At 69.5% G+C, this 21,728-nt stretch carries 24 protein-coding genes and 1 tRNA gene; 12 read left to right on the top strand and 13 right to left on the bottom strand.

Going from position 1 to position 21,728, the window contains the following annotated elements; all coding sequences use genetic code 11:
* The first annotated feature begins 79 nt into the window (after positions 1 to 79).
* Together leuC and leuD are read left to right on the top strand one after the other, a co-directional pair.
* The gene (leuC, locus tag ABEG18_RS04700; RefSeq protein WP_406856938.1) at positions 80 to 1,504 is read left to right on the top strand and encodes a 3-isopropylmalate dehydratase large subunit; all 1,425 of its coding nucleotides are present in this window, start codon (positions 80 to 82) and stop codon (positions 1,502 to 1,504) included.
* Positions 1,501 to 2,112 (top strand): 3-isopropylmalate dehydratase small subunit, encoded by a 612-nt coding sequence (leuD, locus tag ABEG18_RS04705; RefSeq protein WP_406856939.1) that lies wholly within the window; start codon positions 1,501 to 1,503, stop codon positions 2,110 to 2,112. Before leuC ends, leuD begins: the two co-directional genes overlap by 4 nt.
* Positions 2,113 to 2,118: 6 nt before the next feature.
* Here the strand turns inward: leuD and ABEG18_RS04710 are convergent, their stop codons facing one another.
* The 6 genes from ABEG18_RS04710 to mobA all read right to left on the bottom strand — a co-directional run bounded on the left by ABEG18_RS04710 (position 2,119) and on the right by mobA (position 7,093).
* Positions 2,119 to 2,985 carry an NAD(P)-dependent oxidoreductase gene (locus ABEG18_RS04710; RefSeq protein ID WP_406856940.1) on the bottom strand — a complete coding sequence of 289 codons (867 nt, stop codon included), beginning with the start codon at positions 2,983 to 2,985 and terminating at the stop codon, positions 2,119 to 2,121.
* A gap of 82 nt (positions 2,986 to 3,067) precedes the next feature.
* On the bottom strand, positions 3,068 to 3,784 hold the full coding sequence (locus ABEG18_RS04715) for an ABC transporter permease (protein WP_406856941.1): 717 nt from the start codon (positions 3,782 to 3,784) through the stop codon (positions 3,068 to 3,070).
* The gene (locus tag ABEG18_RS04720) at positions 3,781 to 4,509 is read right to left on the bottom strand and encodes an ABC transporter permease (protein ID WP_406856942.1); all 729 of its coding nucleotides are present in this window, start codon (positions 4,507 to 4,509) and stop codon (positions 3,781 to 3,783) included. The genes ABEG18_RS04715 and ABEG18_RS04720 overlap by 4 nt, the downstream gene beginning before the upstream one ends.
* A gap of 117 nt (positions 4,510 to 4,626) precedes the next feature.
* Positions 4,627 to 5,412 carry a transporter substrate-binding domain-containing protein gene (locus ABEG18_RS04725; RefSeq protein ID WP_406856943.1) on the bottom strand — a complete coding sequence of 262 codons (786 nt, stop codon included), beginning with the start codon at positions 5,410 to 5,412 and terminating at the stop codon, positions 4,627 to 4,629.
* A gap of 187 nt (positions 5,413 to 5,599) precedes the next feature.
* Positions 5,600 to 6,379, bottom strand: coding sequence for a transporter substrate-binding domain-containing protein (locus ABEG18_RS04730; protein WP_406856944.1), 780 nt, complete (start codon positions 6,377 to 6,379; stop codon positions 5,600 to 5,602).
* 84 nt (positions 6,380 to 6,463) lie between these two features.
* Positions 6,464 to 7,093, bottom strand: a complete 630-nt coding sequence (gene mobA, locus ABEG18_RS04735) for a molybdenum cofactor guanylyltransferase MobA (RefSeq protein WP_406856945.1) — start codon at positions 7,091 to 7,093, stop codon at positions 6,464 to 6,466.
* Between the two features lie 176 nt (positions 7,094 to 7,269).
* On the opposite strand from mobA, the gene ABEG18_RS04740 reads away from it, so the two are divergent.
* On the top strand, positions 7,270 to 8,391 hold the full coding sequence (locus ABEG18_RS04740; protein WP_406856946.1) for an Mrp/NBP35 family ATP-binding protein: 1,122 nt from the start codon (positions 7,270 to 7,272) through the stop codon (positions 8,389 to 8,391).
* A 10-nt stretch (positions 8,392 to 8,401) separates the two neighbouring features.
* Here ABEG18_RS04740 and ABEG18_RS04745 read toward each other — a convergent pair whose 3' ends face one another.
* Positions 8,402 to 8,791, bottom strand: a complete 390-nt coding sequence (locus ABEG18_RS04745) for a hypothetical protein (protein WP_406856947.1) — start codon at positions 8,789 to 8,791, stop codon at positions 8,402 to 8,404.
* Positions 8,792 to 9,085: 294 nt separating this feature from the next.
* Between ABEG18_RS04745 and ABEG18_RS04750 the strand changes: the two genes are divergently transcribed.
* Both ABEG18_RS04750 and ABEG18_RS04755 read left to right on the top strand, forming a co-directional pair.
* On the top strand, positions 9,086 to 10,174 hold the full coding sequence (locus ABEG18_RS04750; protein WP_406856948.1) for a TRAP transporter substrate-binding protein: 1,089 nt from the start codon (positions 9,086 to 9,088) through the stop codon (positions 10,172 to 10,174).
* Positions 10,175 to 10,338: 164 nt separating this feature from the next.
* On the top strand, positions 10,339 to 10,926 hold the full coding sequence (locus ABEG18_RS04755; protein WP_406856949.1) for a formyltransferase family protein: 588 nt from the start codon (positions 10,339 to 10,341) through the stop codon (positions 10,924 to 10,926).
* A 77-nt stretch (positions 10,927 to 11,003) separates the two neighbouring features.
* Here the strand turns inward: ABEG18_RS04755 and ABEG18_RS04760 are convergent, their stop codons facing one another.
* The 3 genes from ABEG18_RS04760 to ABEG18_RS04770 form a co-directional block, all read right to left on the bottom strand.
* Positions 11,004 to 12,677 carry a TRAP transporter large permease subunit gene (locus tag ABEG18_RS04760; RefSeq protein WP_406856950.1) on the bottom strand — a complete coding sequence of 558 codons (1,674 nt, stop codon included), beginning with the start codon at positions 12,675 to 12,677 and terminating at the stop codon, positions 11,004 to 11,006.
* A 73-nt stretch (positions 12,678 to 12,750) separates the two neighbouring features.
* Complete coding sequence (locus ABEG18_RS04765) at positions 12,751 to 13,356, bottom strand: TRAP transporter small permease subunit (protein ID WP_406856951.1); 606 nt, start codon at positions 13,354 to 13,356, stop codon at positions 12,751 to 12,753.
* 140 nt (positions 13,357 to 13,496) lie between these two features.
* The gene (locus ABEG18_RS04770; RefSeq protein ID WP_406856952.1) at positions 13,497 to 14,399 is read right to left on the bottom strand and encodes a DMT family transporter; all 903 of its coding nucleotides are present in this window, start codon (positions 14,397 to 14,399) and stop codon (positions 13,497 to 13,499) included.
* 234 nt (positions 14,400 to 14,633) lie between these two features.
* On the opposite strand from ABEG18_RS04770, the gene ABEG18_RS04775 reads away from it, so the two are divergent.
* Together ABEG18_RS04775 and ABEG18_RS04780 are read left to right on the top strand one after the other, a co-directional pair.
* The gene (locus ABEG18_RS04775; protein ID WP_406856953.1) at positions 14,634 to 15,968 is read left to right on the top strand and encodes a methyl-accepting chemotaxis protein; all 1,335 of its coding nucleotides are present in this window, start codon (positions 14,634 to 14,636) and stop codon (positions 15,966 to 15,968) included.
* 52 nt (positions 15,969 to 16,020) lie between these two features.
* Positions 16,021 to 16,839: a glucose 1-dehydrogenase gene (locus tag ABEG18_RS04780; RefSeq protein ID WP_406856954.1), complete on the top strand. Its 819-nt coding sequence runs from the start codon at positions 16,021 to 16,023 to the stop codon at positions 16,837 to 16,839.
* Between the two features lie 12 nt (positions 16,840 to 16,851).
* Here ABEG18_RS04780 and moaA read toward each other — a convergent pair whose 3' ends face one another.
* Positions 16,852 to 17,880 (bottom strand): GTP 3',8-cyclase MoaA, encoded by a 1,029-nt coding sequence (moaA, locus tag ABEG18_RS04785; protein WP_406856955.1) that lies wholly within the window; start codon positions 17,878 to 17,880, stop codon positions 16,852 to 16,854.
* Positions 17,881 to 17,999: 119 nt separating this feature from the next.
* Between moaA and ABEG18_RS04790 the strand changes: the two genes are divergently transcribed.
* Positions 18,000 to 18,371 carry a gamma-butyrobetaine hydroxylase-like domain-containing protein gene (locus tag ABEG18_RS04790; protein ID WP_406856956.1) on the top strand — a complete coding sequence of 124 codons (372 nt, stop codon included), beginning with the start codon at positions 18,000 to 18,002 and terminating at the stop codon, positions 18,369 to 18,371.
* Between the two features lie 65 nt (positions 18,372 to 18,436).
* Here the strand turns inward: ABEG18_RS04790 and ABEG18_RS04795 are convergent, their stop codons facing one another.
* Complete coding sequence (locus tag ABEG18_RS04795) at positions 18,437 to 19,018, bottom strand: L,D-transpeptidase (protein ID WP_406856957.1); 582 nt, start codon at positions 19,016 to 19,018, stop codon at positions 18,437 to 18,439.
* 363 nt (positions 19,019 to 19,381) lie between these two features.
* Here ABEG18_RS04795 and ABEG18_RS04800 point away from each other — a divergent pair.
* The 4 genes from ABEG18_RS04800 (at position 19,382) to ABEG18_RS04815 (ending at position 20,870) form a co-directional block, all read left to right on the top strand.
* Positions 19,382 to 19,456 (top strand) — tRNA-Val (locus tag ABEG18_RS04800).
* A 97-nt stretch (positions 19,457 to 19,553) separates the two neighbouring features.
* A complete protein-coding gene (locus ABEG18_RS04805) occupies positions 19,554 to 19,808 on the top strand; it encodes a hypothetical protein (RefSeq protein ID WP_406856958.1) in 255 nt (84 codons plus the stop codon).
* Between the two features lie 104 nt (positions 19,809 to 19,912).
* The gene (locus ABEG18_RS04810; protein ID WP_406856959.1) at positions 19,913 to 20,311 is read left to right on the top strand and encodes a hypothetical protein; all 399 of its coding nucleotides are present in this window, start codon (positions 19,913 to 19,915) and stop codon (positions 20,309 to 20,311) included.
* A gap of 52 nt (positions 20,312 to 20,363) precedes the next feature.
* Entirely contained in the window at positions 20,364 to 20,870 is a 507-nt protein-coding gene (locus tag ABEG18_RS04815) for a copper chaperone PCu(A)C (RefSeq protein WP_406856960.1), read from the top strand.
* Between the two features lie 23 nt (positions 20,871 to 20,893).
* On the opposite strand, the gene gph is transcribed toward ABEG18_RS04815, so the two are convergent.
* The gene (gph, locus tag ABEG18_RS04820; protein ID WP_406856961.1) at positions 20,894 to 21,601 is read right to left on the bottom strand and encodes a phosphoglycolate phosphatase; all 708 of its coding nucleotides are present in this window, start codon (positions 21,599 to 21,601) and stop codon (positions 20,894 to 20,896) included.
* Positions 21,602 to 21,728 lie beyond the last annotated feature (127 nt).

Below are 21,728 nucleotides of genomic sequence, written 5' to 3' on the forward strand. Positions count from 1 at the left end.
TTTGTCTACAGTATGATACAACATGGTCCCGTCAAGCGCCTTTCGGACGGTCGCCTGGCAGACCTCGGAAGAACCCGCCATGAGCCGCACCATCATCGACAAGCTCTGGGACGCCCATGTGGTCCTCACCCGCGAGGACGGCGTCAGCCTGCTCTGGATCGACCGGCATCTGCTGCATGAGGGCTCGTTCCACGCCTTCGACCAGGTGGAGAGGCGCGGCGCGGCGGTGGCCCGTCCGGAGCTCACCTTCGCGATCGCCGACCATTACGTGCCGACGCGCGGCCGGGCCGGCCGGCCGGACAATCCCGAGATCGCCCGGATGGTCGACCAGCTCGCCGCCAACGCCGCGCGCCATCACGTCCGGCTGATCGGCCTGCACGATCCGCGCCAGGGCATCGTGCATGTGGCCATCCCCGAGCAGGGGCTCACTCTGCCTGGCCTCACCGTCGTGTGCGGCGACAGCCACACCTCGACGCATGGCGCCTTGGGGGCCTACGCCTTCGGCATCGGCGCGTCCGAGGTCGCGCATGTGCTGATGACGCAGACGCTCTGGCAGAAGAAGCCGCGCCGCATGCGCATCGCGGTCGATGGCCCGCTGGCGCCAGGCGTCGGCGCCAAGGACGTCGCCCTCACCATCATCGCCCGGATCGGCGCCGACGGCGCGCAGGGCTGCGCCATCGAATACGCCGGCTCGGCCGTGAGGGCGTTGTCGATGGAGGGGCGCATGACCCTCTGCAACCTTTCCATCGAGGCGGGGGGCCGGCTCGGCCTCGTCGCCCCGGACGAGACCACCTTCGTCTGGCTGCGGGGGCGCCCGTTCGCCCCGCAAGGGGCCGCGTTCGACGCCGCCGTGGAGGACTGGCGCGGCCTGGCCAGCGACGCCGACGCGGCGTTCGACCGCGAGGTGACCCTGGCCGGCGCCGACATCGCCCCCACGGTCACCTGGGGCGTCAGCCCCGAGCACGCCGCGCCCATCGACGGCGTCGTGCCCGATCCCGCCCGCATCGCCGACGAGAGCCGCGCGCAGGGAGTGCGCGACGCGCTCGCCTATATGGACCTGAAGCCCGGCGCGCCGCTCAGCTCGATCCGCATCGACCGGGCCTTCATCGGCTCCTGCACGAATGGCCGCATCGAGGACCTGCGCGCCGCCGCGGCCGTGCTGGCGGGCCGAAAGGCCGTCGTCCCCGGGCTGGTGTCGCCGGGGTCCTCGGCCGTCAAGCGCCAAGCCGAAGAGGAGGGGCTCGACCGCATCTTCCGCGACGCCGGCCTCGAATGGGCCGACTCGGGCTGCTCGATGTGCGTCGGCATGAACGGCGACGTCGTGCCGCCCGGCGAGCGCTGCGCCTCCACCACCAACCGCAATTTCAAGGGCCGGCAGGGTCCGGGCTCGCGCACCCATCTGATGTCGCCCGCCATGGTGGCGGCCGCCGCCGTCGCCGGCCGCCTCGCCGACGCCCGCGACCTGCTGGCGGGGCGCACAGTCCCGCAGGAGGGCCGCCCATGACCCCCGTCGAGATCATCGAGACCGCCGCCGTCCCGCTGGCGCTGGCCAATGTCGACACGGACCAGCTCATCCCGGCCCGCTTCATGAAGCGGCCGCGCAGCGAGGGCTACGGCCCCTTCCTGCTGCACGATCTGCGCGCCGGCGCCGAAGTCTCGCCCGCCGCCGCGCTCGACGACCCGCGCCGGGCCGGCGCGGCCGTGCTGGTGGCGCGGCGCAATTTCGGCTGCGGCTCGTCGCGCGAGGCGGCCGTCTATGCGCTGGCCGATTTCGGCGTGCGCTGCGTCGTGGCGCCGAGCTTCGGCGACATCTTCGCGTCGAACGCGGTGAAGAACGGCCTCGTGCCGGCGCTCGTCTCGGAGGAGGACGCGGAGGCCTTGCTGGCGTCCTCGGCCGTGCAGGACGCCCGCGTGGTCCGGGTCGACCTCGCGGCCCAGACGGTGACGGCCGGCAACCTGGTCGTGCCCTTCGCGATCGACCCGGTGTGGAAGACGCAGCTCCTGAACGGCTGGGACGACATCGACCTCACTCTGGCCGAGCGTCCCGCCATCGAGGCGTTCCGGTCCCGCGACGCGGCGGCGCGGCCCTGGGCGGCGCCGACGTCGGAGTGACCCGCCTTACTTGTCGAGGCGCGCCACGAGGCTGGACGTATCCCACCGGGAGCCGCCCATCTTCTGCACCTCGGAGTAGAACTGGTCGACCAGCGCCGTGACGGGCAGGTGCGCTCCGTTGCGGCGGGCCTCGGCGAGGCAGATCGACAGGTCCTTGCGCATCCAGTCGACCGCGAAGCCGAACTCGAATTGGCCGGCGTTCATGGTCTTGTAGCGGTTCTCCATTTGCCAGGACTGCGCCGCGCCCTTGGAGATCGTCTCGATGACGCCCTCCACGTCGAGGCCCGCCTTCTTGGCGAAATGCACGCCCTCCGACAGCGCCTGCACGAGGCCGGCGATGCAGATCTGGTTGACCATCTTGGTGAGCTGGCCCGCGCCCGAAGGGCCGAGCCGGCGGCAGGCGCGGGCGAAGCTCATGATGGCGGGCTCGACCTTGGCGAAGACGTCCTCGTCGCCGCCGCACATCACGGTCAGCACGCCGTTCTCGGCGCCGGCCTGGCCGCCCGAGACGGGAGCGTCGATGAAGTGCAGGCCGAGCTCCTGGCCCTTGGCGTAGAGCTCGCGCGCCACCTCGGCCGAGGCGGTGGTGTGGTCGACGAAGGTCGCGCCCTTCTCCATGCCGGCGAAGGCGCCGTCCTCGCCCAGCACGATCGAGCGCAGGTCGTCGTCATTGCCCACGCAGGCGAACACGATCTCCTGCCCGGCGGCCGCCTCCTTGGGGGTGCGGGCGGCCATGCCGCCATTCTCGCTCACCCAGGTCTGCGCCTTTGCGAAGGTGCGATTGTAGACGGTCACCTCATGGCCCTTCGCCTTGAGGTGGCGGGCCATGGGGTAGCCCATGACGCCGAGGCCGAGGAACGCGACTTTCGCCATATCGAAACTCCTGCGCGGGTCGCGCCGCGGCGCTCCCGGAGACGGTGAGGGATCAGGGCCGGCCGGAACCGGGCGGCCGATATCAGGCGTGAGACAGGTGCCGCGTCAAGCGCCGCTCGGCGACGTCCCACACACGGCGGATGATTTCAACGATCAGCAGATAGAGGACCGCGGCGAAGACATAGACCATCAGGTCGAAGGAGCGCGCGAAGGCGAAGCGGGTGGAGCCCATCAGGTCCAGGATGGTGACCAGCGACGCCACGGCCGAGGACTTCACCATGATGACGAGCTCGTTGCCGAGGGGCCGCAGCGCCACCATGGCGGCCTGGGGCGCGACGACCTTCCAGAAGATGTGGCGCGCCTTCATGCCGAGCGCCCGCGCCGCCTCCCACTGGCCCCGATGCACCGACTGGATGGAGCCGCGATAGATCTCGGCCTGGTAGGCGGCGGTGTTCAGCGTGAAGGTGAAGGCGGCGCAGAAGAACGCCTCGCGGAAATAGGTCCACAGCCCGATGCTGTCGAGGAACGGGCGGAACTGGCCGGCGCCGTAGTAGCACAGGAACAGCTGCGCCAGCAGCGGCGTGCCGCGGAAGAAGGTGGTGTAGGCGGTGGCGATCCCGGACGCGACGGGACCGCCATAGAGGCGCACCAGCGCGATCGCCAGCCCCAGGGCCGAGCCGAGCACGATCGAGATCGCGACGAGCTGCATCGTCGTTCCGAGCCCGCCGAAGATGCGGCAGCCGTAATTGGTCAGGGCCTCGTTGCCGATGACGTAGCCGGGATACTGGCACCAGTTCATCGGCCGCGCCCCGCGCCGGAGACGAAGCCGCGATTGGTCCGGTCCTCGAGCTTGGAGATCCCCCAGGCGGAGGAGACCGAGAACAGCATGTAGATCAGGCAGGCCGCGCCGAAGAACAGGAAGGGCTCCTTGGTCACCACATTGGCCCGCCCGGTCCAGAACATCAGGTCGGGCAGGGCGATGACGGAGACGAGCGAGGTCTCCTTCAAAAGCACCATCCAGTTGTTGCCGAGGCCGGGCAGGGCGACGCGCAGCAGCTGCGGCGCCACCACGAGGCGGAAGGCCAGCCCCTTGCTCAGGCCCAGCGCATAGGCGCCCTCGCGCTGGCCCTTGTGGATGGCGTTCAGCGCGCCGATCCAGACCTCGCAGGAGAACGCCCCGAGCACCAGGCCCAGCGCGATCATGCCGGCCACGAAGGCGGGCATCTCGATGTTGCCGGAGAGGCCGACGCTCTTCCAGAGCTTCTGCAGGCCGAGCTGCAGGCCGAAATAGACGATGTAGAGCGTGAGAAGCTCCGGCACGCCGCGAAAGACGGTGGTGTAGAACGTCCCGAACGCGCGCAGCACGCTGCTGTCGGATCGCTTCGCCAGGGCCACCAGCAGCCCCAGCGCCACCCCGAACGGCAGCGTGGCGAGCGCCAGCGTGATGGTCACCAGCGCGCCGCGGGCCAGCTCGTCCCCCCAGCCTTTGTCGCCCCAGGCGAGGAGGTTCAGGTAGTAATCCATGGCGCCGCGCAGGTCAGGCGGGGAGGGGACGCCGGTCGGGACCGGCCGGCGTCAGGCGAATGGAGCGGCCCCGCTGGGCCGCTCCGCGTCGTGTCGCGTCAAGCGAGGCCGCGGGCCTCAGTCGACCATGATGTTGATCTTGAAGTACTTGTCGGCGATCTTCTTGTGCGTGCCGTCCTTGAGCGACTCCTCGATCGCCTTGGAGAACATGTCGCGCAGCGCCGTGTCCTCCTTGCGGACCGCCATGCCGACGCCCGGGCCGTGGATGGCCGGGTCGCGCTTCACTTCGCCGACGAACTTGCAGCAATCCTTGCCCTGGCCGTTGATGAAGTCCTCCAGCGAGAGCATGTCGGCGACGATGTAGTCGAGGCGTCCGTTCTTGAGGTCCAGATTGGCCTCTTCCTGGGTCGGGTAGAGCTTCACCGACGAGCCGGAGTAGAACTTCTCCAGGTAGTTGGCGTGCACGGTCGAGCTCTGCGCGCCGATGGACTTGCCCTTCAGGGCGGCGGGCGAGGTGTCCGTGCTGGTCACGCTCTTGGCGGCGATCACGGAGATCGGCGTGCGGGTGTAGACGGCCGTGAAGTCGACCTTCTTCTTGCGCTCGTCGGTGGCGTTCATGCCGGCCGCGATGATGTCGTACTTGCCCGACAGCAGCGCCGGGATGATGCCGTCCCAGTCCTGCGCCACCCAGGTGCACTTGATCTTCATCTTGTCGCAAAGGGCGTTGACGTAGTCGATCTCGAAGCCCTCGAGTTCGCCCTTGGCGTTCAGGTTGTTGAAGGGCGGGTAGGCGCCTTCCGTCCCGACGCGGACTTCCTTCCATTCCTTCTGCTGCGCCTGCGCGATGCCCGCGGCGGCCAAAAGGGCCGCGACGGCGACGGCAGCGATGCGAATGGTCTTCATATCGAAATCCCTCCAATGGTCCCGCTATGCGCGGGGCTCGTTCGACCGTCCCGTCTTGCTCCAGGGGCGCTGAGCGCCTCCAGCTTGACCTTATTGGGACGATGGTGGCGCATTGGACACCGCCGCTTTGCGCGACGCAACAGCCTTGCCGGAGGAAGCCGCTGATTTGTCGGGCAAAGCCTGCCCGCTATTTCACGTCGAAGGGGAAGTACCGGGCACGGATGCGCGCATAGGTTCCATCCGCCTGGATACCGTCCAGCGCCTCTTCGAACAGGCGCTTCAGGTCGCCGTCGGCCTTGCGCAGGCCGATGCCGTAGCCTTCGCCGAAATAGGAGACGTCGTCCGGCGCGTCCGCCAGGAAGGCGCAGCAACTCGCCTCCTGGCCGCGCTTCAGCCATTCGGTCAAGGCGATCTTGTCCCCCAGCACGGCGTCGATGCGCCCGAGGGCGAGATCGAGGCTCGCCTCGTCCTGGTTGGCGTAGAGGCTGATCTCCGATCCGGGCTTGTAGAGATCCTCCAGATAGGTGGCGTACACCGTCCCGCTCATCGCGCCGAGCTTGCGGCCCTTCAGGGCCTGCGGCGTGACAGCGGTCAGGTCGGTGTCCTTGCGGGCCATGAAGACGGCGGGCGTGCGATAGTAGCGCTTGGTCAGCGCGATCTTCTGCCGGCGCTCCTCGGTGATCTCCAGCGAAGCCACGATGGCGTCGAACTTGCGCTTCTTCAGATCGGGGATGAGGTCGTCCCAATCGTCCAGCACGAAAACGCACTCCGTCTTCATGCGCTCGCACAGGGCCTTGGCGACGTCGATCTCGAAGCCCTGCAGCTTGTCGTCCTCGACGAAATTGAACGGAGGATACGCGCCCTCGGTGGCGATGCGGATGGTGGCCCAGTCCGCGGCGCGCGACGGCGAGATCGGGGCGCCTGCGAGCAGGGCCGCCAGGATGGCGATAGGCAGGCTCTTGTTCACGGCTCTGCTTTGAGAAGTGGCGGCCCTGCCGGGCTCACGATTGCGCTGGCATTATGCGCAGCGCCCGGGTTGCGGCAATGCGGTTTATTGCGAAGCCAGCAGCGCTTGCGCCGCCGACAGCTCCTCCGGGGTGTTCAGGTTGCAGAACGGATCCGGGCCGTCGCCCGCCGGGAACGGGACGATCCGGTGCGCGAGGCCCGCCAGCACGCGATGGACCGCCCGCCGTCCCTCCGCGAGCGCGGCCTCCACGGCCGGCCCGGCCCGGACCCGCCAGAGCCCGAAGAGCGGCTCCAGCCCGTTCGGGCCGCCGGCGATCGCCACGTCCATTTCCGCGGTCAGGGCGTCCCGCAGCCGCGCGACGGCGTCCAGCGGCAGGAACGGCGCGTCCGACGGGCAGGTCGCCACGACCGAATAGCCGTCGCGCCGCGCCAGCGCGATGGCGACGGCCACGCCGGCCAGCGGCCCGGGATTGTCGCCGTGCCGGTCCGGCTCCACCGGCAGTCCGAACGGCGCGAAACGGGCGGCGTCGCCATTGGCGTTGAGCGCCAGCCGGTCCACCTGCGGCCCGAACCGTTCGACCACATGGGCCAGCAGCGGCCGGCCGCCTAACTCCACGAAGGCCTTCTCGCGCCCCATCCGGGAGGACAGCCCGCCGGCCAGGATCACGCCCAGCACGGCTCCGGGCGCGCGCTGCGACCCGCTTTCGGTCTCCATGGCGGACTCCTCTTCCCAGGGCGCCGCGTCATTGACCGGCGCCGGCCGATCTTTACATAGAGGCGGCGGCGTCCGGACCCTAGTGCGGGCGCGCGCCGCCGATCGCAGCGCCCCCGGTGGGGCGCCAAGCAGCATTCGCCGTGAGGCAAGCAGCATTTCCCGTGAGGAGTGAGCCGTTGGTCACCGAGAAGGACGTCCTCGCCGCGCTCGCGCGGGTTCCCGGACCCGACGGGCGCACGCCCATCACCCAGAGCGGCGCGCTCTCCGGCCTCTCGATCCAGGGCGCGAAAGTGTACCTCTCGCTCGCGGCGGACCCGTCCCGCGCCGCCGCCGCCGAGCCGATGCGAAAGGCCGTGGAGGCGGCCGTCAAGGCGCTTCCCGGCGTTGAGGCCGTGCTGGCCACGCTCACGGCTGAGCGGGCGCCGGGGGCCGCGGGCGGCTCTCCGGGCCCCGCCGCGCCGGGCCCGCGCGCGACGGCCGCCACGGCGCGCGCGGGCGTGCCCGGGGTCAAGCGCATCATCGCCGTCGCGTCCGGCAAGGGCGGCGTCGGCAAGTCCACGACCGCGGCCAATCTGGCGCTCGGGCTCGCCGCCCGCGGCCTCAAGGTCGGCGTGCTCGACGCCGACATCTACGGCCCGTCCATGCCCAAGCTCTTCGGCCTGCGTGAGAAGCCCGAGATCCTCGAGGGCAAGATCATGAAGCCGCTCGAGCGCTACGGTCTGAAGATCATGTCGATCGGCTTCCTGATCGAGGACGAGACGCCCGTCATCTGGCGCGGCCCGATGGTGATGTCCGCCCTGCAGCAGATGCTGCGCGAGGTGGCCTGGGGAGACCTGGACGTCCTCGTGGTCGACATGCCTCCCGGCACCGGCGACGCGCAGCTCACCATGGCGCAGGCCGTGGCGCTGGCCGGCGCGGTGATCGTCTCGACGCCCCAGGACCTCGCGCTGATCGACGCCCGGCGCGGCATCGCCATGTTCAACCGAACGGACGTGCCGGTGCTGGGGATTGTGGAGAACATGTCGACCTTCATCTGCCCGCATTGCGGCGGCCGGTCCGACATTTTCGGCCATGGCGGCGCGCGCGACGAGGCGGCCCGGCTCGGCGTCCCCTTCCTGGGCGAGGTGCCGCTCGACATGGAGATCCGCGAGAAGTCCGACGCAGGCCTGCCGGTGGTCGCAACCGCGCCGGACGGCCCGCATGCGCAGGCCTACAAGGCCATCGCCGATCAGGTCTGGGCCGGGCTGGAGGGCGGCGCCGCCAGCGCGCGGCCCGCGCCGAAGATCGTCATCGAGTGACGAGCGTCGTCTACGGCCAGGCCGGCGCGGCGTGCAGGGCGGCGCCGGCGAGGAATACGAGGAAGATCAGCTTCGACGCCCAATGCCGCAGCCCGAACATCACCGGCTGCAGGGCCGCCCTGACCAGCCAGAACCCGGCGCCCAGGAACAGCAGTCCGCGCCCGAGCGGGTCGGCCGCGATGACCTCGGGCTTCGCCGCCAGGCCCGCGCCGGCGCCCGCGAAGACGAAGACCAGCATGAGGTTGAGCGTCTGCACGACGGCCCGGTTCACCGGGTCGAGCTTTCCCAGCCGGCTGCGCCAGCGAAAGATCAGCGGAAAGCCCAGGTGGAACAGCGCGAAGGCCAGGTCATAAGCCCCCGCCGCCGCGATGAGGTCCCGAGCCGAGACGGATGCGAACACCTTCCGCTCCTGAAAACGCGATCAAACGGCGCGATCTGCGCCCCCGCCGCCCAGTGTGGCGGCGAATGGGGGCGAAACTCACCTTTTTCGCAGTCCTCTCTTGCCATCGTCCCGCGCCCGTCGCATAGCTGCGCCACGCTTGGCGTGGTTCGATCCCCGGCGGTGCATTTGCCCCGCCGGAAACGATGGTCCACATTCGGCGCCCTGCGTCCAGCTTTCCCGAGCGCGGCCGCGGTCATCAAAAAACGACATCGGTTTCTGGCCTCCTCGAGAGGCCATCGGAGGGAACTCAGAATGAAGCGTCGTCAGTTTATTCAGACCGCTGGCGTGGGCCTTGCGGCCAGCGCGGTGGCCGCGCCCGCCATCGCCCAGTCCAGCCCCGAGGTGAAGTGGCGCCTCACCTCCAGCTTCCCCAAGTCCCTCGACACGATCTATGGCGGCGCCGAGTACATGGCGAAGCAGGTCGCCGAGATGACCGAGGGCAAGTTCCAGATTCAGGTGTTCTCCGCCGGCGAGATCGTGCCCGCCCTGCAGGCGCTCGACGCCACGCAGAACGGCACCGTCGAGGCCTGCCACACCGTCTCCTACTACTATGTCGGCAAGGACCCGACCTTCGCCATCGCGGCGTCGGTCCCGTTCGGCCTCAACGCCCGGCAGCAGAACTCCTGGCTGTTCCAGGCCGGCGGCAATGAGCTCTTCAATGAGTTCTACAAGAAGTACAATGTCGTCGGCGCGCCCTGCGGCAACACCGGCACCCAGATGGGCGGCTGGTTCCGCAAGGAGATCAAGACCTCCGCGGACCTGAGCGGCCTCAAGATGCGCATCGGCGGCATCGCCGGCCAGGTGCTGCAGAAGCTCGGCTCGGTGCCGCAGCAGATCGGCGGCGGCGACATCTACCCGGCGCTCGAGAAGGGCACCATCGACGCGGCCGAGTGGGTCGGCCCCTATGACGACGAGAAGCTCGGCTTCAACAAGGTCGCGCCCTACTACTACTATCCCGGTTGGTGGGAAGGCGGCCCGACCGTGCACGCCTTCTTCAACCAGGAGAAGTTCAACGCGCTGCCCAAGCACTACCAGGCCATCCTGCTCAACGCCTGCACGGCGGCGAACACCTGGATGCAGGCGCGCTACGACATGCAGAACCCGGGCGCCCTCAAGCGCCTCGTCGGCGCCGGCGTGCAGCTGCGTCCCTTCCCGCAGGAAGTGATGGAAGCCTGCCTCAAGGCCTCCAACGAGCTCTACGCCGAGATCAGCGCCAAGAACGAGGACTTCAAGAAGGCCATCAACGCGATGATCGCCTACCGGAACGAGGAATATCTCTGGTTCCAGGTCGCCGAGTTCACCTACGACAATTTCATGATCCGGGCGCGCGCCCGCGGCTGAGCGGACGCCGGCCTCACCGATCGCAGAAAGCCCCGGGCCAGTCCCGGGGCTTTTTGTTGGGGAGCCTCGCGCCGGTTCATGCTGCGCTGCAGCGAACGGGGGTTCACGTCCCGGCTCGCCGCGCTATGAAGAAAACGACGTCCACCAGCATGGGATTGAGCCGCATGAGAGTCGCCCTGATCGGATCCCGGTGGTTCGCCGCGCGCGTGCTGGACATCCTGCTCGACCGCGGCGACGAGGTCTTCGTGATCGGGACGAACGGCGAGGACCAGCTCGGCAAGCTGGCGATCGAGAAGGGAGCGCCCCACAGGCTGCTCGACAACCCCAAGCGGGTCGGCGCGGACTTGCTGCCCGGCGGCCCGTTCGACGCCATGATCGCGGCGCACTGCCACGCCTTCATCGACGCCGACGCGCGGGCGAGGGCGAAGGAGGCGTTCGGCTACCATCCGTCGCTGCTGCCGCGCCACCGCGGCATCGCGGCCGTGGAGTGGACCATCAAGGCCCGCGACCCCATTGCGGGCGGCTCCATCTATCACCTCGCCGACGGCTGGGACGACGGCCTCGTCGGCGAGCAGGAATGGTGCTTCGTCTACCCCGACGACGACGCCGGCTCGCTCTGGAAGCGCGAGCTCGCCCCCATGGGGCTGCGCCTTATCCGCCGCGCGCTGGAGACCATCGAGGCCACGGGCGAACTGCCCGGCCACGCTCAGGATCCGAAAGCCGTGACGCTGGCCCCCTTGAGCGGGTTGTAAGCCGCCTCAAAGGCGGCGCGGGCGCATGAAAAAGGCCGGGTCGCCCCGGCCTTTTCGCATGCTCGGATCCAGCATCCTCACTGGATCTTCGGCGGCGTCCCGAAGTCGAGCGCCGGCGGCGCGTCGTCCATCTTGGGCGTGAGGTTGTCGAGCTGCTCCATGGCCTTCTTCTGGTCCACCACGGGCCCGCTGTTCTTGTAGTGCATCACCATGCTGGGGAAGAGCAGCACCAGCGCCACCATGATGAGCTGGATCACCACGAACGGCACCGCGCCCCAGTAGATCTGCCCGGTCGTGACCGGCTCCATCGTCGCGCCGGTGACCCGGTCCTTGTAGGGCTCGCGGGGCGCCACGGAGCGCAGGTAGAACAGCGCGAAGCCGAAGGGCGGGTGCATGAACGAGGTCTGCATGTTCACGCCCAGCATCACGCCGAACCAGATCAGGTCGATGCCGAGCTTGTCGGCGACGGGCCCGATCAGCGGCACGGCGATGAAGGCGAGCTCGAAGAAGTCGAGGAAGAACGCCAGGATGAAGATCAGCAGGTTTACGAAGATCAGGAAGCCGACCTGGCCGCCCGGCAGCGAGGTGAGCAGGTGCTCCACCCAGACATGCCCGCTGACGCCGAAGAAAGTGAGCGAGAACACGCGCGCGCCGACCAGGATGAACACCACGAAGGCCGACAGCTTGGCGGTGGACTCGGTCGCCTGACGGACGAGCTCCCAGGTCAGCCGGCGCTTGGCGATGGCCAGCAACATCGCGCCGGCCGCCCCCATCGCGCCGCCTTCCGTCGGGGTCGCGAGACCGATGAAGATCGTGCCCAGCACGAGGAAGATGAGGCCGAGCGGCGGCACCATCACGAAGACGGTCTGCTCCGCCATGCGCGACAGCAGCCCCAGGCCGGAGATCTTGTTCACCACCGCGATGACGAAGGACACCGCCACCGCCACCGTCATGGTGAGGACGACGAAGTCGGCGCCGGCGCCCACCTTGGTGAAGTTGCTGATCGTCAGATAGCCGATCACCCCGGAAATCACCGTCACCACCAGCACCGAGAGGCGCCGGGTCTGTCCGTCGGCGTCCTGCAGGGTCTGCGCCTCGGGCGGCAGGCCGGGCGCCGCCTTCGGGTTGAACACGCCGACCAGGAAGACGTAGCCCGCATAGAGGGCCGCCAGCACGATGCCGGGGATGAACGCGCCCTCATACATGTCGCCGACCGAGCGGCCGAGCTGGTCGGCCATCACGATGAGCACGAGCGAGGGCGGGATGATCTGCGCCAGCGTGCCGGAGGCCGCGATGACGCCGGAGGCCAGCCTGCGGTCATAGCCGTAGCGCAGCATGATCGGCAGCGAGATGAGGCCCATCGAGATCACCGAGGCCGCCACCACGCCGGTGGTCGCCGCCAGCAGCGCGCCCACGAAGACGACCGCATAGGCGAGGCCGCCGCGCACCGGGCCGAAGAGCTGGCCAATGGTGTCCAGCAGGTCCTCCGCCATGCCTGATCGTTCGAGGATCAGCCCCATGAAGGTGAAGAATGGGATGGCCAGCAGGGTGTCGTTGTTCATCACCCCGTAGACGCGTTCCGGCAGCGCCTGCAGGAAGTCCGGGCGGAACAGCCCCAGCTCGATGCCGAGCAGCGCGAAGAACAGGCCGTTGGCGGCCAGCGCGAACGCCACCGGGTAGCCCAGCAGGAGGAAGAGCACGAGAGCGCCGAACATGATCGGCGCCATGTTCTCGATCAGGAATGCGGTCATGGGGAGAGATCCCGGAGAGGCGATGCGCTGGGCGCGGGGGCGGTCGGCGCAGCCGGCCCGCCTGAGAGTGTCGTCAGTGGACGGGCTTGGGCGGCTCCAGCCCCGCGGCCGCCAGCAGGCGCTCCGCTTCGGCCTCCGCCGCCGCATGATGGCCGCCGCCCGACGCCGTGTCGGCGAGCAGGCCCCGCATGATGGCCACCCGCTTGATGAGTTCCGACACGCCCTGCAGGAACAGCAGGAAGAAGGCGATCGGCAGCAGCATCTTGGAGGGCCATTGCGGCAGCCCGCCCGCATTGGCGCTCTGCTCGTTGATGTTCAGGCTGCGCAGCGCGAAGGGCACGGAGGTGATCAGCATCACGATCGTGAGCGGCAGCAGGAACAGCGCATGGCCGATCACGTCGATCCAGTCGCGGCCGCGCTTGGGCAGCATGCTGTTCACGATGTCGATTCGGATGTGCTCGTTGCTCAGGAGCGTCCACGGCGAGCACAGCAGGAAGACGATGCCGAACAGCACCCACTGCAACTCGAGCCACGCGTTCGACGACATGTCGAAGAGCTTGCGGATGACGGCGTTACTGGTGGAGACCACGACGGCGACGACGATCAGCCAGCTGACCCATCGTCCGATGCGCGTATTCATTCCGTCGATCAGACGGCTCAGTCCGAGCAAACCCGACACCTACACCCCTCCTCGAAACCGCCCTTCGGACGTTTCTTGTCAGACGGGCCCTCTTCTTCACAATGGAGAGCGCCGTCAAGCCTGATCGCTATAACATCATGGCGAAAACCGGGCTAGCGCGCGGAACGCGAAAGCTCGCCTCAGGCGTCCGCCGTCCCGAGCTCCCGTGCGGCGTCGCGCGCCCGGATGCGCTCGCGATGCACCGTGTAGACGCCGCTGCCCACCACCAGCGTCGCGCCCGCGAGCGTCGTGGCGTCCGGAATCTCGCCGAACACGGCCGCCCCGGCCAGGATCGCCCAGACGATCACGCTGTAGCGGAACGGGGACACCACCGTGACGTCGACGCCCCGGAACGCCGTGATGACGCACAGATGTCCCAGCGCCACCGCCAGTCCCGCGCCGCCGAGCCCGGCCCATTGGGCGGGCGTCGGCGCGATCCAGTCTTCCGCGAGGCCCAGGACCGCGCCCGCGGCGCACACGGCTGTCGACGTCGCCGCCAGCACCGCCGCGGTCGGCACGGAGGGATGGATCCTCCGCGTCACCAGGTCGCGCACGGCGACGAACACGGCGGAGAGCAGCGCCACCAGCGTGTAGACGTCGAAGCTCTCGCCCGTGGGCCTGACCACCAGCAGCACGCCGGCGAAACCCGTCAGCACGGCCGCCCAGCGCCGCCAGCCCATCGGCTCCAGCCCGGTCACGGCGCAGAACACCGCGATCAGGATGGGGGAGGACTGGCCGATCGCCGTCAGGTCGGCCAGCGCCATGTGGCCGAGCGCCGTCACGAAGCACAGCGCCACGATCGCCTCGACGCCGGCCCGCAGGGCCGCCGGTCCGGCCAGCACGCGGCGGGCGTCGCGCACATGGCCCATCCCCACCAGCAGGGCGACGCTGAACAGGACCGCGAAGAGCCCGCGCACGAACACCACCTCGCCGGGCGGCAGGGCGGTGCGCACCAGCTTCATCAGGGCGTCGCTGGTGGTGAAGACCGCCATGGCGGCGAGCATCGCGAGGACGCCGCGGCGGTTCTGGACGAAGGTGGACATCGGTCTCGGGGACATGCGCGGGCGGGGAGCCGGACCCTATCCCATCCGCATGCGCTTGGGCGCCGCGCGGGCGCATTGCCGCCCGGAGAAAAAAGACCGTCGTCGGACGGCGCGTGCGGCCACGACCATTGACTGTGAAATGACATTTTTCAACCGCAGGAGCTAGACCTGCTTAGGCGCTCGTTAAGCTAGGCGCCCTAGCATCCTGGCCACTGAAAGGTTCAGCAGGGCTCGATGTCGTTCCTCGACGATCTTCGTTCGCGTCAGAAGGCGTTCGCCATCGACGACCGGACCGCCGCCATCGTGCGCGGACTGCAGCCGCTGGTGGCGCGCGACGTCGACGGCGTCCTGCGCGGATACTACCAGAGCTGGAACGCGCTTCCCGGCTTCAGCGAATTCGCCCAGCGGCATGCCGAAGCCTATGTGGGCTTCCAGTCCGACTATTACGCCCGCATGTTCGACGGGCGGATGGACGAAGCCTATGTGGAGCGCCTGCGCGAGACCATCGGGCGCGAGATGCGCGACGGCTACGGGCCGCGCATCAGGCTGGCGACCGCCGTCACGCTCAGCGCCCATTTGTTCGATCTGATCGGCCGCAAGCACAGGTTCTCGGGCCGGCGCGTCGCGTACGAATGCGCGGCCGTCATCCGCTACGTGGCCGTCGACGCGCTCAACGCCATGGCGGTGGAGCAGGCGGACCTCAAGCACGGCCTGGAGGAGCGGCGCGCGCGGGTGGACGAGGCCCTCATCGGCTTCACGACCTCGGCGGGCGGCGTCTCGACCGCGCTGACGCAGGCCGCCGAAGCCGTCGAGACGACCGCGGCCGAGACCCTCAACGCCTCCGATCGGGCCCGCACCGAGGTCGACCGCGCCGACCGCGCCTCGCGCGACAGCGCCGACCGGGTGACCGCCACGGCCGACGCCACCGAGACCCTGTCGCGCTCGATCGCCGATATCGGCGAACAGGTCCAAAAGAGCCTCAACATCACCCAGCAGGCCTCCATGGACGTGGCCGAGATGGCCCGCACCATGCGCGAACTCGCCGGCGCGGTCGAAAGGGTGGGGTCGGTCGTCGGGCTGATCTCCGAGATCGCGGCGCAGACGAACCTCCTCGCCCTCAACGCCACCATCGAGGCGGCGCGCGCCGGCGAAACCGGCAGGGGCTTTGCGGTGGTCGCCTCGGAGGTGAAGTCCCTGGCGGCGCAGACGAGCCGCGCCACCGACGACATCGCCAACCAGATCCACGCCATCCAGGCCGCCACGCAGGCCTCGGTCAACCAGATCTCCACCATGGTGGGCTCCATCGACCAGGTGTCGGACATCGCCTCCGTCATCGCCTCGGCCGTGGAGGAGCAGAGCGCCGCCACCAACGCCATCGCGACCGGCGCGCAGGACGCGGCCCGCATGGCCGCCACCGTGGGCGACGCCGCCCACAGCGTGCGCGACGCCATGGACGCGCTGGAGAAGTCGGGCGGCGAGATGCGCCGGCGCTCGAAGTTGCTCGCCCAGCAGTCGAACGCGTTCGGATCGGAACTCGACCTCCTGGTCACCCGTTTGCGCTCTGCTTGAACGCGGGTTCCTCCCGCGCTTCGTCCGATCCCGCCGCGCCCAGGAGACGCCAGTGCCCCAGTTCCCCCAACGCCTCGCCGGCCGGCATGCGCTCGTCACCGGCGGCTCGCGCGGCATCGGCAAGGCGGTCGCGATCCGCTTCGCCCAGGAGGGCGCCGTGGTGGCGATCAATCACCGCAACGATCCTGACGCGGCGCGCGAGACCCTGGAGGCGCTGAACGCCGCCACCGCGCAGGCGGGCCTGCCCCAGGCCGCCCACCGCATCGAGGTGGGCGACGTGTCCAGGGAGCAGGATCTGGAGGCGATGTTCGCCGCGCTGGTCTCCGCCTGGGGCCGCCTCGACATCCTGGTCAACAACGCCGGCGTCCAGAGCGAGACGCCGGGCGACACCATGACGGCGGAAGACATCGGCCGCATCATCGCCGTCAACCTGGAGGGCCCCGCGATGGCGTCGCGCATCGCCATCCGGCACTTCCTCGGACGGCCCGGCGGCGGCGTCATCCTCAACACGTCGAGCGTGCATCAGGTCATTCCCAAGCCCGGCTACGCCGCCTATGCGATGTCGAAGGCCGGCCTCGGCCATCTCACCCGCACTTTGGCGCTGGAGTTCGCCGACAAGGGCGTGCGGGTGAACGCCATCGGCCCCGGCGCCACCGTCACGGCCATGAACGACGCCTGGCGCGACGATCCGCAGAAGCGCCGCGCGGTGGAGAGCCACATCCCGATGGGGTTCGCGGCGGACCCGGAGGACATGGCCCCGGCCTACGCCTTCCTGGCCTCGGACGAAGCGCGCTACATCACCGGCCAGTCGCTCTTCATCGACGGCGGCCTGACGCTCTATCCGGACTTCAAGCACAACTGGTCGTCGTGAGGGTCGGCGGCCTCAGCCGCCCGTCACGCTCATGTGCCGCCCCACCGCCGGGCGGGAGGTCTCGCGGTCGATGATGAAGTCGTGGCCCTTGGGCTTGCGCGCGATCGCAGCGGCGATGGCCGCGTCGAGCGGCTCGTCGCTCTCGGAGGCGCGTAGAGGCGCGCGCAGGTCGGCCGCGTCCTCCTGGCCGAGGCACATATAGAGCGTGCCCGTGCAGGTCACGCGCACGCGGTTGCAGCTCTCGCAGAAATTATGCGTCAGCGGCGTGATGAACCCGATCCGCCCGCCGGTCTCCTTGACGCGCACATAGCGCGCCGGCCCTCCGGTGCGGTAGGGGATGTCCTCCAGCGTGTAGGTCTCCATCAGCCGGGCGCGCAGCTGCTTCAGCGGCCAGTACTGGTCGAAGCGGTCCGGCTCGATGTCGCCCATGGGCATGACCTCGATGAAGGTCATGTCCATGCCGCCCGCATGGGCCCAGTTGATCATCCGCTCGACCTCGTCCTCGTTGACGCCCTTCAGCGCCACGGCGTTCACCTTCACGGCGATGCCGGCCTTCTGGGCGGCTTCGACGCCCTTCAGCACCACGCCCAGATCGCCCCGCCGGGTGATGGCCTTGAACTTGTCCGGGTCCAGCGTGTCCAGCGACACGTTGATGCGCTTCACCCCGCAGGCCGCCAGGTCGGCCGCGTAGCGGGCGAGCTGGGACCCGTTCGTGGTCAGCGTCAGCTCCTCCAGCGCGCCCGATTGCAGGTGGCGCGACAGGTTGGCGAACAGGGTCATGATGTCCCGGCGCACCAGCGGCTCGCCGCCCGTGATGCGCAGCTTGCGCACGCCCTGGCGCACGAAGGCGCTGCACAGCCGGTCGAGCTCCTCCAGCGTCAGCAGGTCCTTCTTGGGCAGGAACGTCATGTCCTCCGACATGCAGTAGACGCAGCGGAAGTCGCACCGGTCCGTCACGGAGACGCGCAGATAGGTGATCGACCGCCCGAAGGGGTCGACGAGAGGCTGCGCGGGCGAGGGGACTCGGATGGATTCGGACATGTTTCTCGATTTCGGTGCGGGGCGGCCCGCGTGACGGGCGGCATCTTGCCCGATATAGGGTCGCTGGCAAGGGATGTCAGGCGCCTGCGCCCGTGCGCCGCTCAGATGAGGATCACGCCATGTCGACAGTGTGGCCGACCGAAATCCGGCTGTCCAAGGACAAGCGGACGCTGCACGTGGCCTTCGACGACGGGGCCGCGTTCGACCTCTCGGCGGAGTATCTGCGCACCCAGAGCCCCAGCGCCGAGGTGCAGGGCCACGCCGCCAGCGAGCGCAAGACCGTGCCGGGCAAGAGCGGCGTCCAGATTATCGGGGTGGAGCCCGTGGGGAATTACGCGGTGCGGCTCGTCTTCGACGACATGCACCAGACGGGCCTCTTCAGCTGGACCTATCTGCGCGAACTCGGCGACCGGCATGGCGAGAAATGGGCCGCCTACCTCGCCGAACTCGCCGAGAAAGGCCTGAGCCGCGATCCGGTCCGCCGCCGCTGAGCTGAGGACCGCGCACGAAAAAGGCCGGCGCGACGGCCGGCCTCTTCGCCAGAACCCGCGAGGGTTCAGTGCTGCACGATCACCTTGGCGCCGACCTTCACGCGCTCGTAGAGATCGATCACGTCCTCGTTGACCATGCGGATGCAGCCCGAGGACACGGCCTGGCCGATCGTCTCCGGCTCGTTCGAGCCGTGGATGCGGTAGAGCGAGGTCCCGAGATACATGGCGCGCGCGCCCAGCGGGTTGTCCGGACCGCCCGGCATGTAGCGGGGCAGGTCGGGGCGGCGGCGCAGCATCTCGGACGGCGGACGCCAATCCGGCCACTCGCGCTTCATCGTGACGGTCTTGACGCCCGACCACTCGAAGCCCGGGCGGCCGACGCCGATGCCGTAGCGGACGGCCTTGCCGTCGCCCAGCACGTAGTACATGCGCCGCTCGGACGTGGAGATCACGATCGTGCCGGGCGAGAAGCGCCCGTCATAGCTCACGGTCTCACGCGGGACGGCCGTCGCCTGCGGCTTGGCCGATTCCGGGTAGGTATCGACGAGCGGCTGCCGGGTGAGGGGATCGATCTGGTAGGCGTGGGCGGCGCCCGACAGGAGCAGGCCTGCCGCGGCGCTGCACAGCGCAAAGGTCCAACGGCGCATGAGGGTTGCCTCGATTTCGGTCTCGGTTTTGACACAGGGCGGCGGCGCCGCGCGGCTTGAGCGTTACGCGGCGTGTGCTAAGGAATTCAACACCCTCGCACTTGGTTTCATCACAGTTTGTTGCATTTCGCACAGACGTGACGAGTAGAACACACAATGGCGGCGATGTGGCCGCTTTGGGGCCGGCGAAAGCGTAGCCATGGCGTATTACGCCGGCCGGTCGAGCTTACGCTCCCGTCGCCGCCGGGCGGCCCAGGGCGTCGCGGCGGGGACCCGGCCCGGCGCCGCGCGCTTGACTTGCGCGGCGCGCCTGCCTAGAAGGCCCACCACGTTCGAGAGAGCGGCCCAGCGCCGCCGCCGAACGGGCGCGTAGCTCAGCGGGAGAGCACTCCCTTCACACGGGAGGGGTCACAGGTTCAATCCCTGTCGCGCCCACCATTTCGGGCGGCCTCCAGCGCCGCCGCCTCTTAAGCCCTCTCAGGAACGATCGGCTCCCCCACCGGGTTGAGTTTGCGACCCGTCATGGGAGGATGTCATGTTCCGCACCAGCACACGCGCCGTCGTCGTTTCCTGCGCTCTTCTGGGCGCCGCCGTCATGGCCGCGCCGGCTTCGGCCCAGTCGGGCCGCGCTCCGGCCGGTTCGTCGCTCAGCGGCGAGAGCACCATGCGCACCGAGCCGATCGACAAGTCGAACCCGACCGTGCGCAACCAGCACGGCATCTCGAAGATGATGAAGAGCTTCGGCTCGAAGAAAAAGCAGCGCGGCGCGTCCAAGGCCGCCCCTCTTTGACGCGAGTTTGTCGCAGCGCAATTGGCCCTGCGCCGGACCCGTGCTAGGCCAACGCCCATGAGAACGCCGCCCCGAGACGGGCGGCGTCCGTCGGAGGGCCGAAGGTGCGCCAGAGGAGCGGGTTCACGCTGATCGGGGCCGTGCTGCTCGCCTATGCGCTGGCGCTGCAGTCGCTCGCCGGCGCCTGGGCCCAGCACGCGGCGTCTCACCCCGGCTCGGCCGTGCCGGTCCTGTGCCTGACCGAGCAGGGCGGCGGGGACGCCCCGGCGCCCGCCGGTCCGGCCCATCATCCCGCCTCCAGCCATGACGAGTGCTGCCTCGCCGCCGCATGCCATGCGGCCGGCGCCCTCCTGGCTCCCGCCGAGGGGCGTGTCCCTGGGCCGCGCCACGAGGCCGCCGACGGCGGTCCGTCGCTGGCCGCCGCCGGTTTCGCCCCCTCCGGCCCTCCGCCCGCCGCGCCTGCGGCGCAGCGCGCTCCACCCAAGTCCGAACGCCTCGCCTGAACCCGTTCACGAGATTCGAATTAGGGGGCCCGCAGCCCCGGAGCGTCACGTCATGATCACCCGCACTTTGCTCGCCGCCGCGCTGCTGTCGGCAGCCGTCCCGGCCGCGCCCGCCTTGGCGCACGACTACAAGGCCGGCGACCTCGTCATCAACCACCCCTGGGCCCGCGCCACGCCGCCCGGCGCCTCCGTCGGGGGCGGCTACCTCTCCGTGCGAAACGCCGGGACGGCGCCGGACCGCCTGCTGTCGATCACGTCAGACGTCGCCGGCCGCGTCATGATCCACGAGATGTCGAACGCCGGCGGCGTCATGACCATGCGGCCGGTCCCGGCGGGCCTGCCCATCCCTCCCGGAGAGGTGGTCGAGCTCAAGCCGGGCGGTTATCACGTGATGTTCATGGACCTGAAGGACGGCCTCAAGGCGGGCGACAGCGTCAAGGGCGTGCTGACCTTCGAGAAGGCCGGGGCGGTTCCGGTGGAGTTCAGGGTCCAGGCGATCGGGGCCAAGACGGGAGAGCCGGCCGCCGGCAAGCCGGGGGACGCCCACGCGGGACACTGAACGCCGGCGCGCGGCGCGGGACCTCAGGCCACCGCGCTCGCGAGATCCGGGTCGAGCGCCCGCACCGCGTCGAGCAGCGCGTCGAAATGGTCGATGATCCGGTCCGGCCCCAGGGCCGAGACCGGCGTGTCCGTGTAGCCGAACGTCACCGCGACAGCCGGCAGGCCCGCGGCCCTGGCGGTGTCGATGTCGGTGCGCGAATCGCCCACCATCAGGCCGCGTCGCGGGTCGCCGCCGGCCCGCTCGATGGTCAGCGTCAGGTGCCGCGGATCGGGCTTGGCGTAGGCGAAGGTGTCGCGGCCGCAGATCGCCGCGAACCGGCCGGCCACGCCCAGCGCCTCCAAGAGCGCGACCGAGTGGCTTTCCACCTTGTTGGTGCACACCGCCAGCCGGTGGCCATGGGCCTGCAGGGCGTCGAGCGCCTCCTCCACGCCGGGAAAGAGCCGCGTCTTGACGGCGAGGTTCTGCGCGTAGTGGTCGAGGAAGTCGACGAAGAGCCTGTCCAGCCGCTCCGGCGCCAGCGCCTGGCCGCCCAGCGCGAAGCCGCGCTGGATCATGGCGCGCGCGCCCGCGCCGACCACGTCGCGCGCCCGCTCGACCGGCACCGGCGCGACGCCTTCGCGCACCATCAGCACGTTCATGGTCTCGATCAGGTCTGCGGCCGTGTCGGCCAGCGTCCCGTCGAGGTCGAAGACCACGGTGGCGCGGTCGGTGAGCGGTTGTCTCGCCATGCTGGCTGTGTGCCGGATCGTCGCGGCGGCGTCAACGCGCCGGGCTAAGTGGCGGTTACCATTCATTAACCATCGCGACCCAGAGTCGCCGCGGGGGCCGCAGCGCGCAGCGCGGGCCGAATCGACC

The sequence above is a fragment of the Alsobacter sp. KACC 23698 genome (assembly GCF_045348435.1).
Taxonomy (GTDB): domain Bacteria; phylum Pseudomonadota; class Alphaproteobacteria; order Rhizobiales; family Beijerinckiaceae; genus Alsobacter.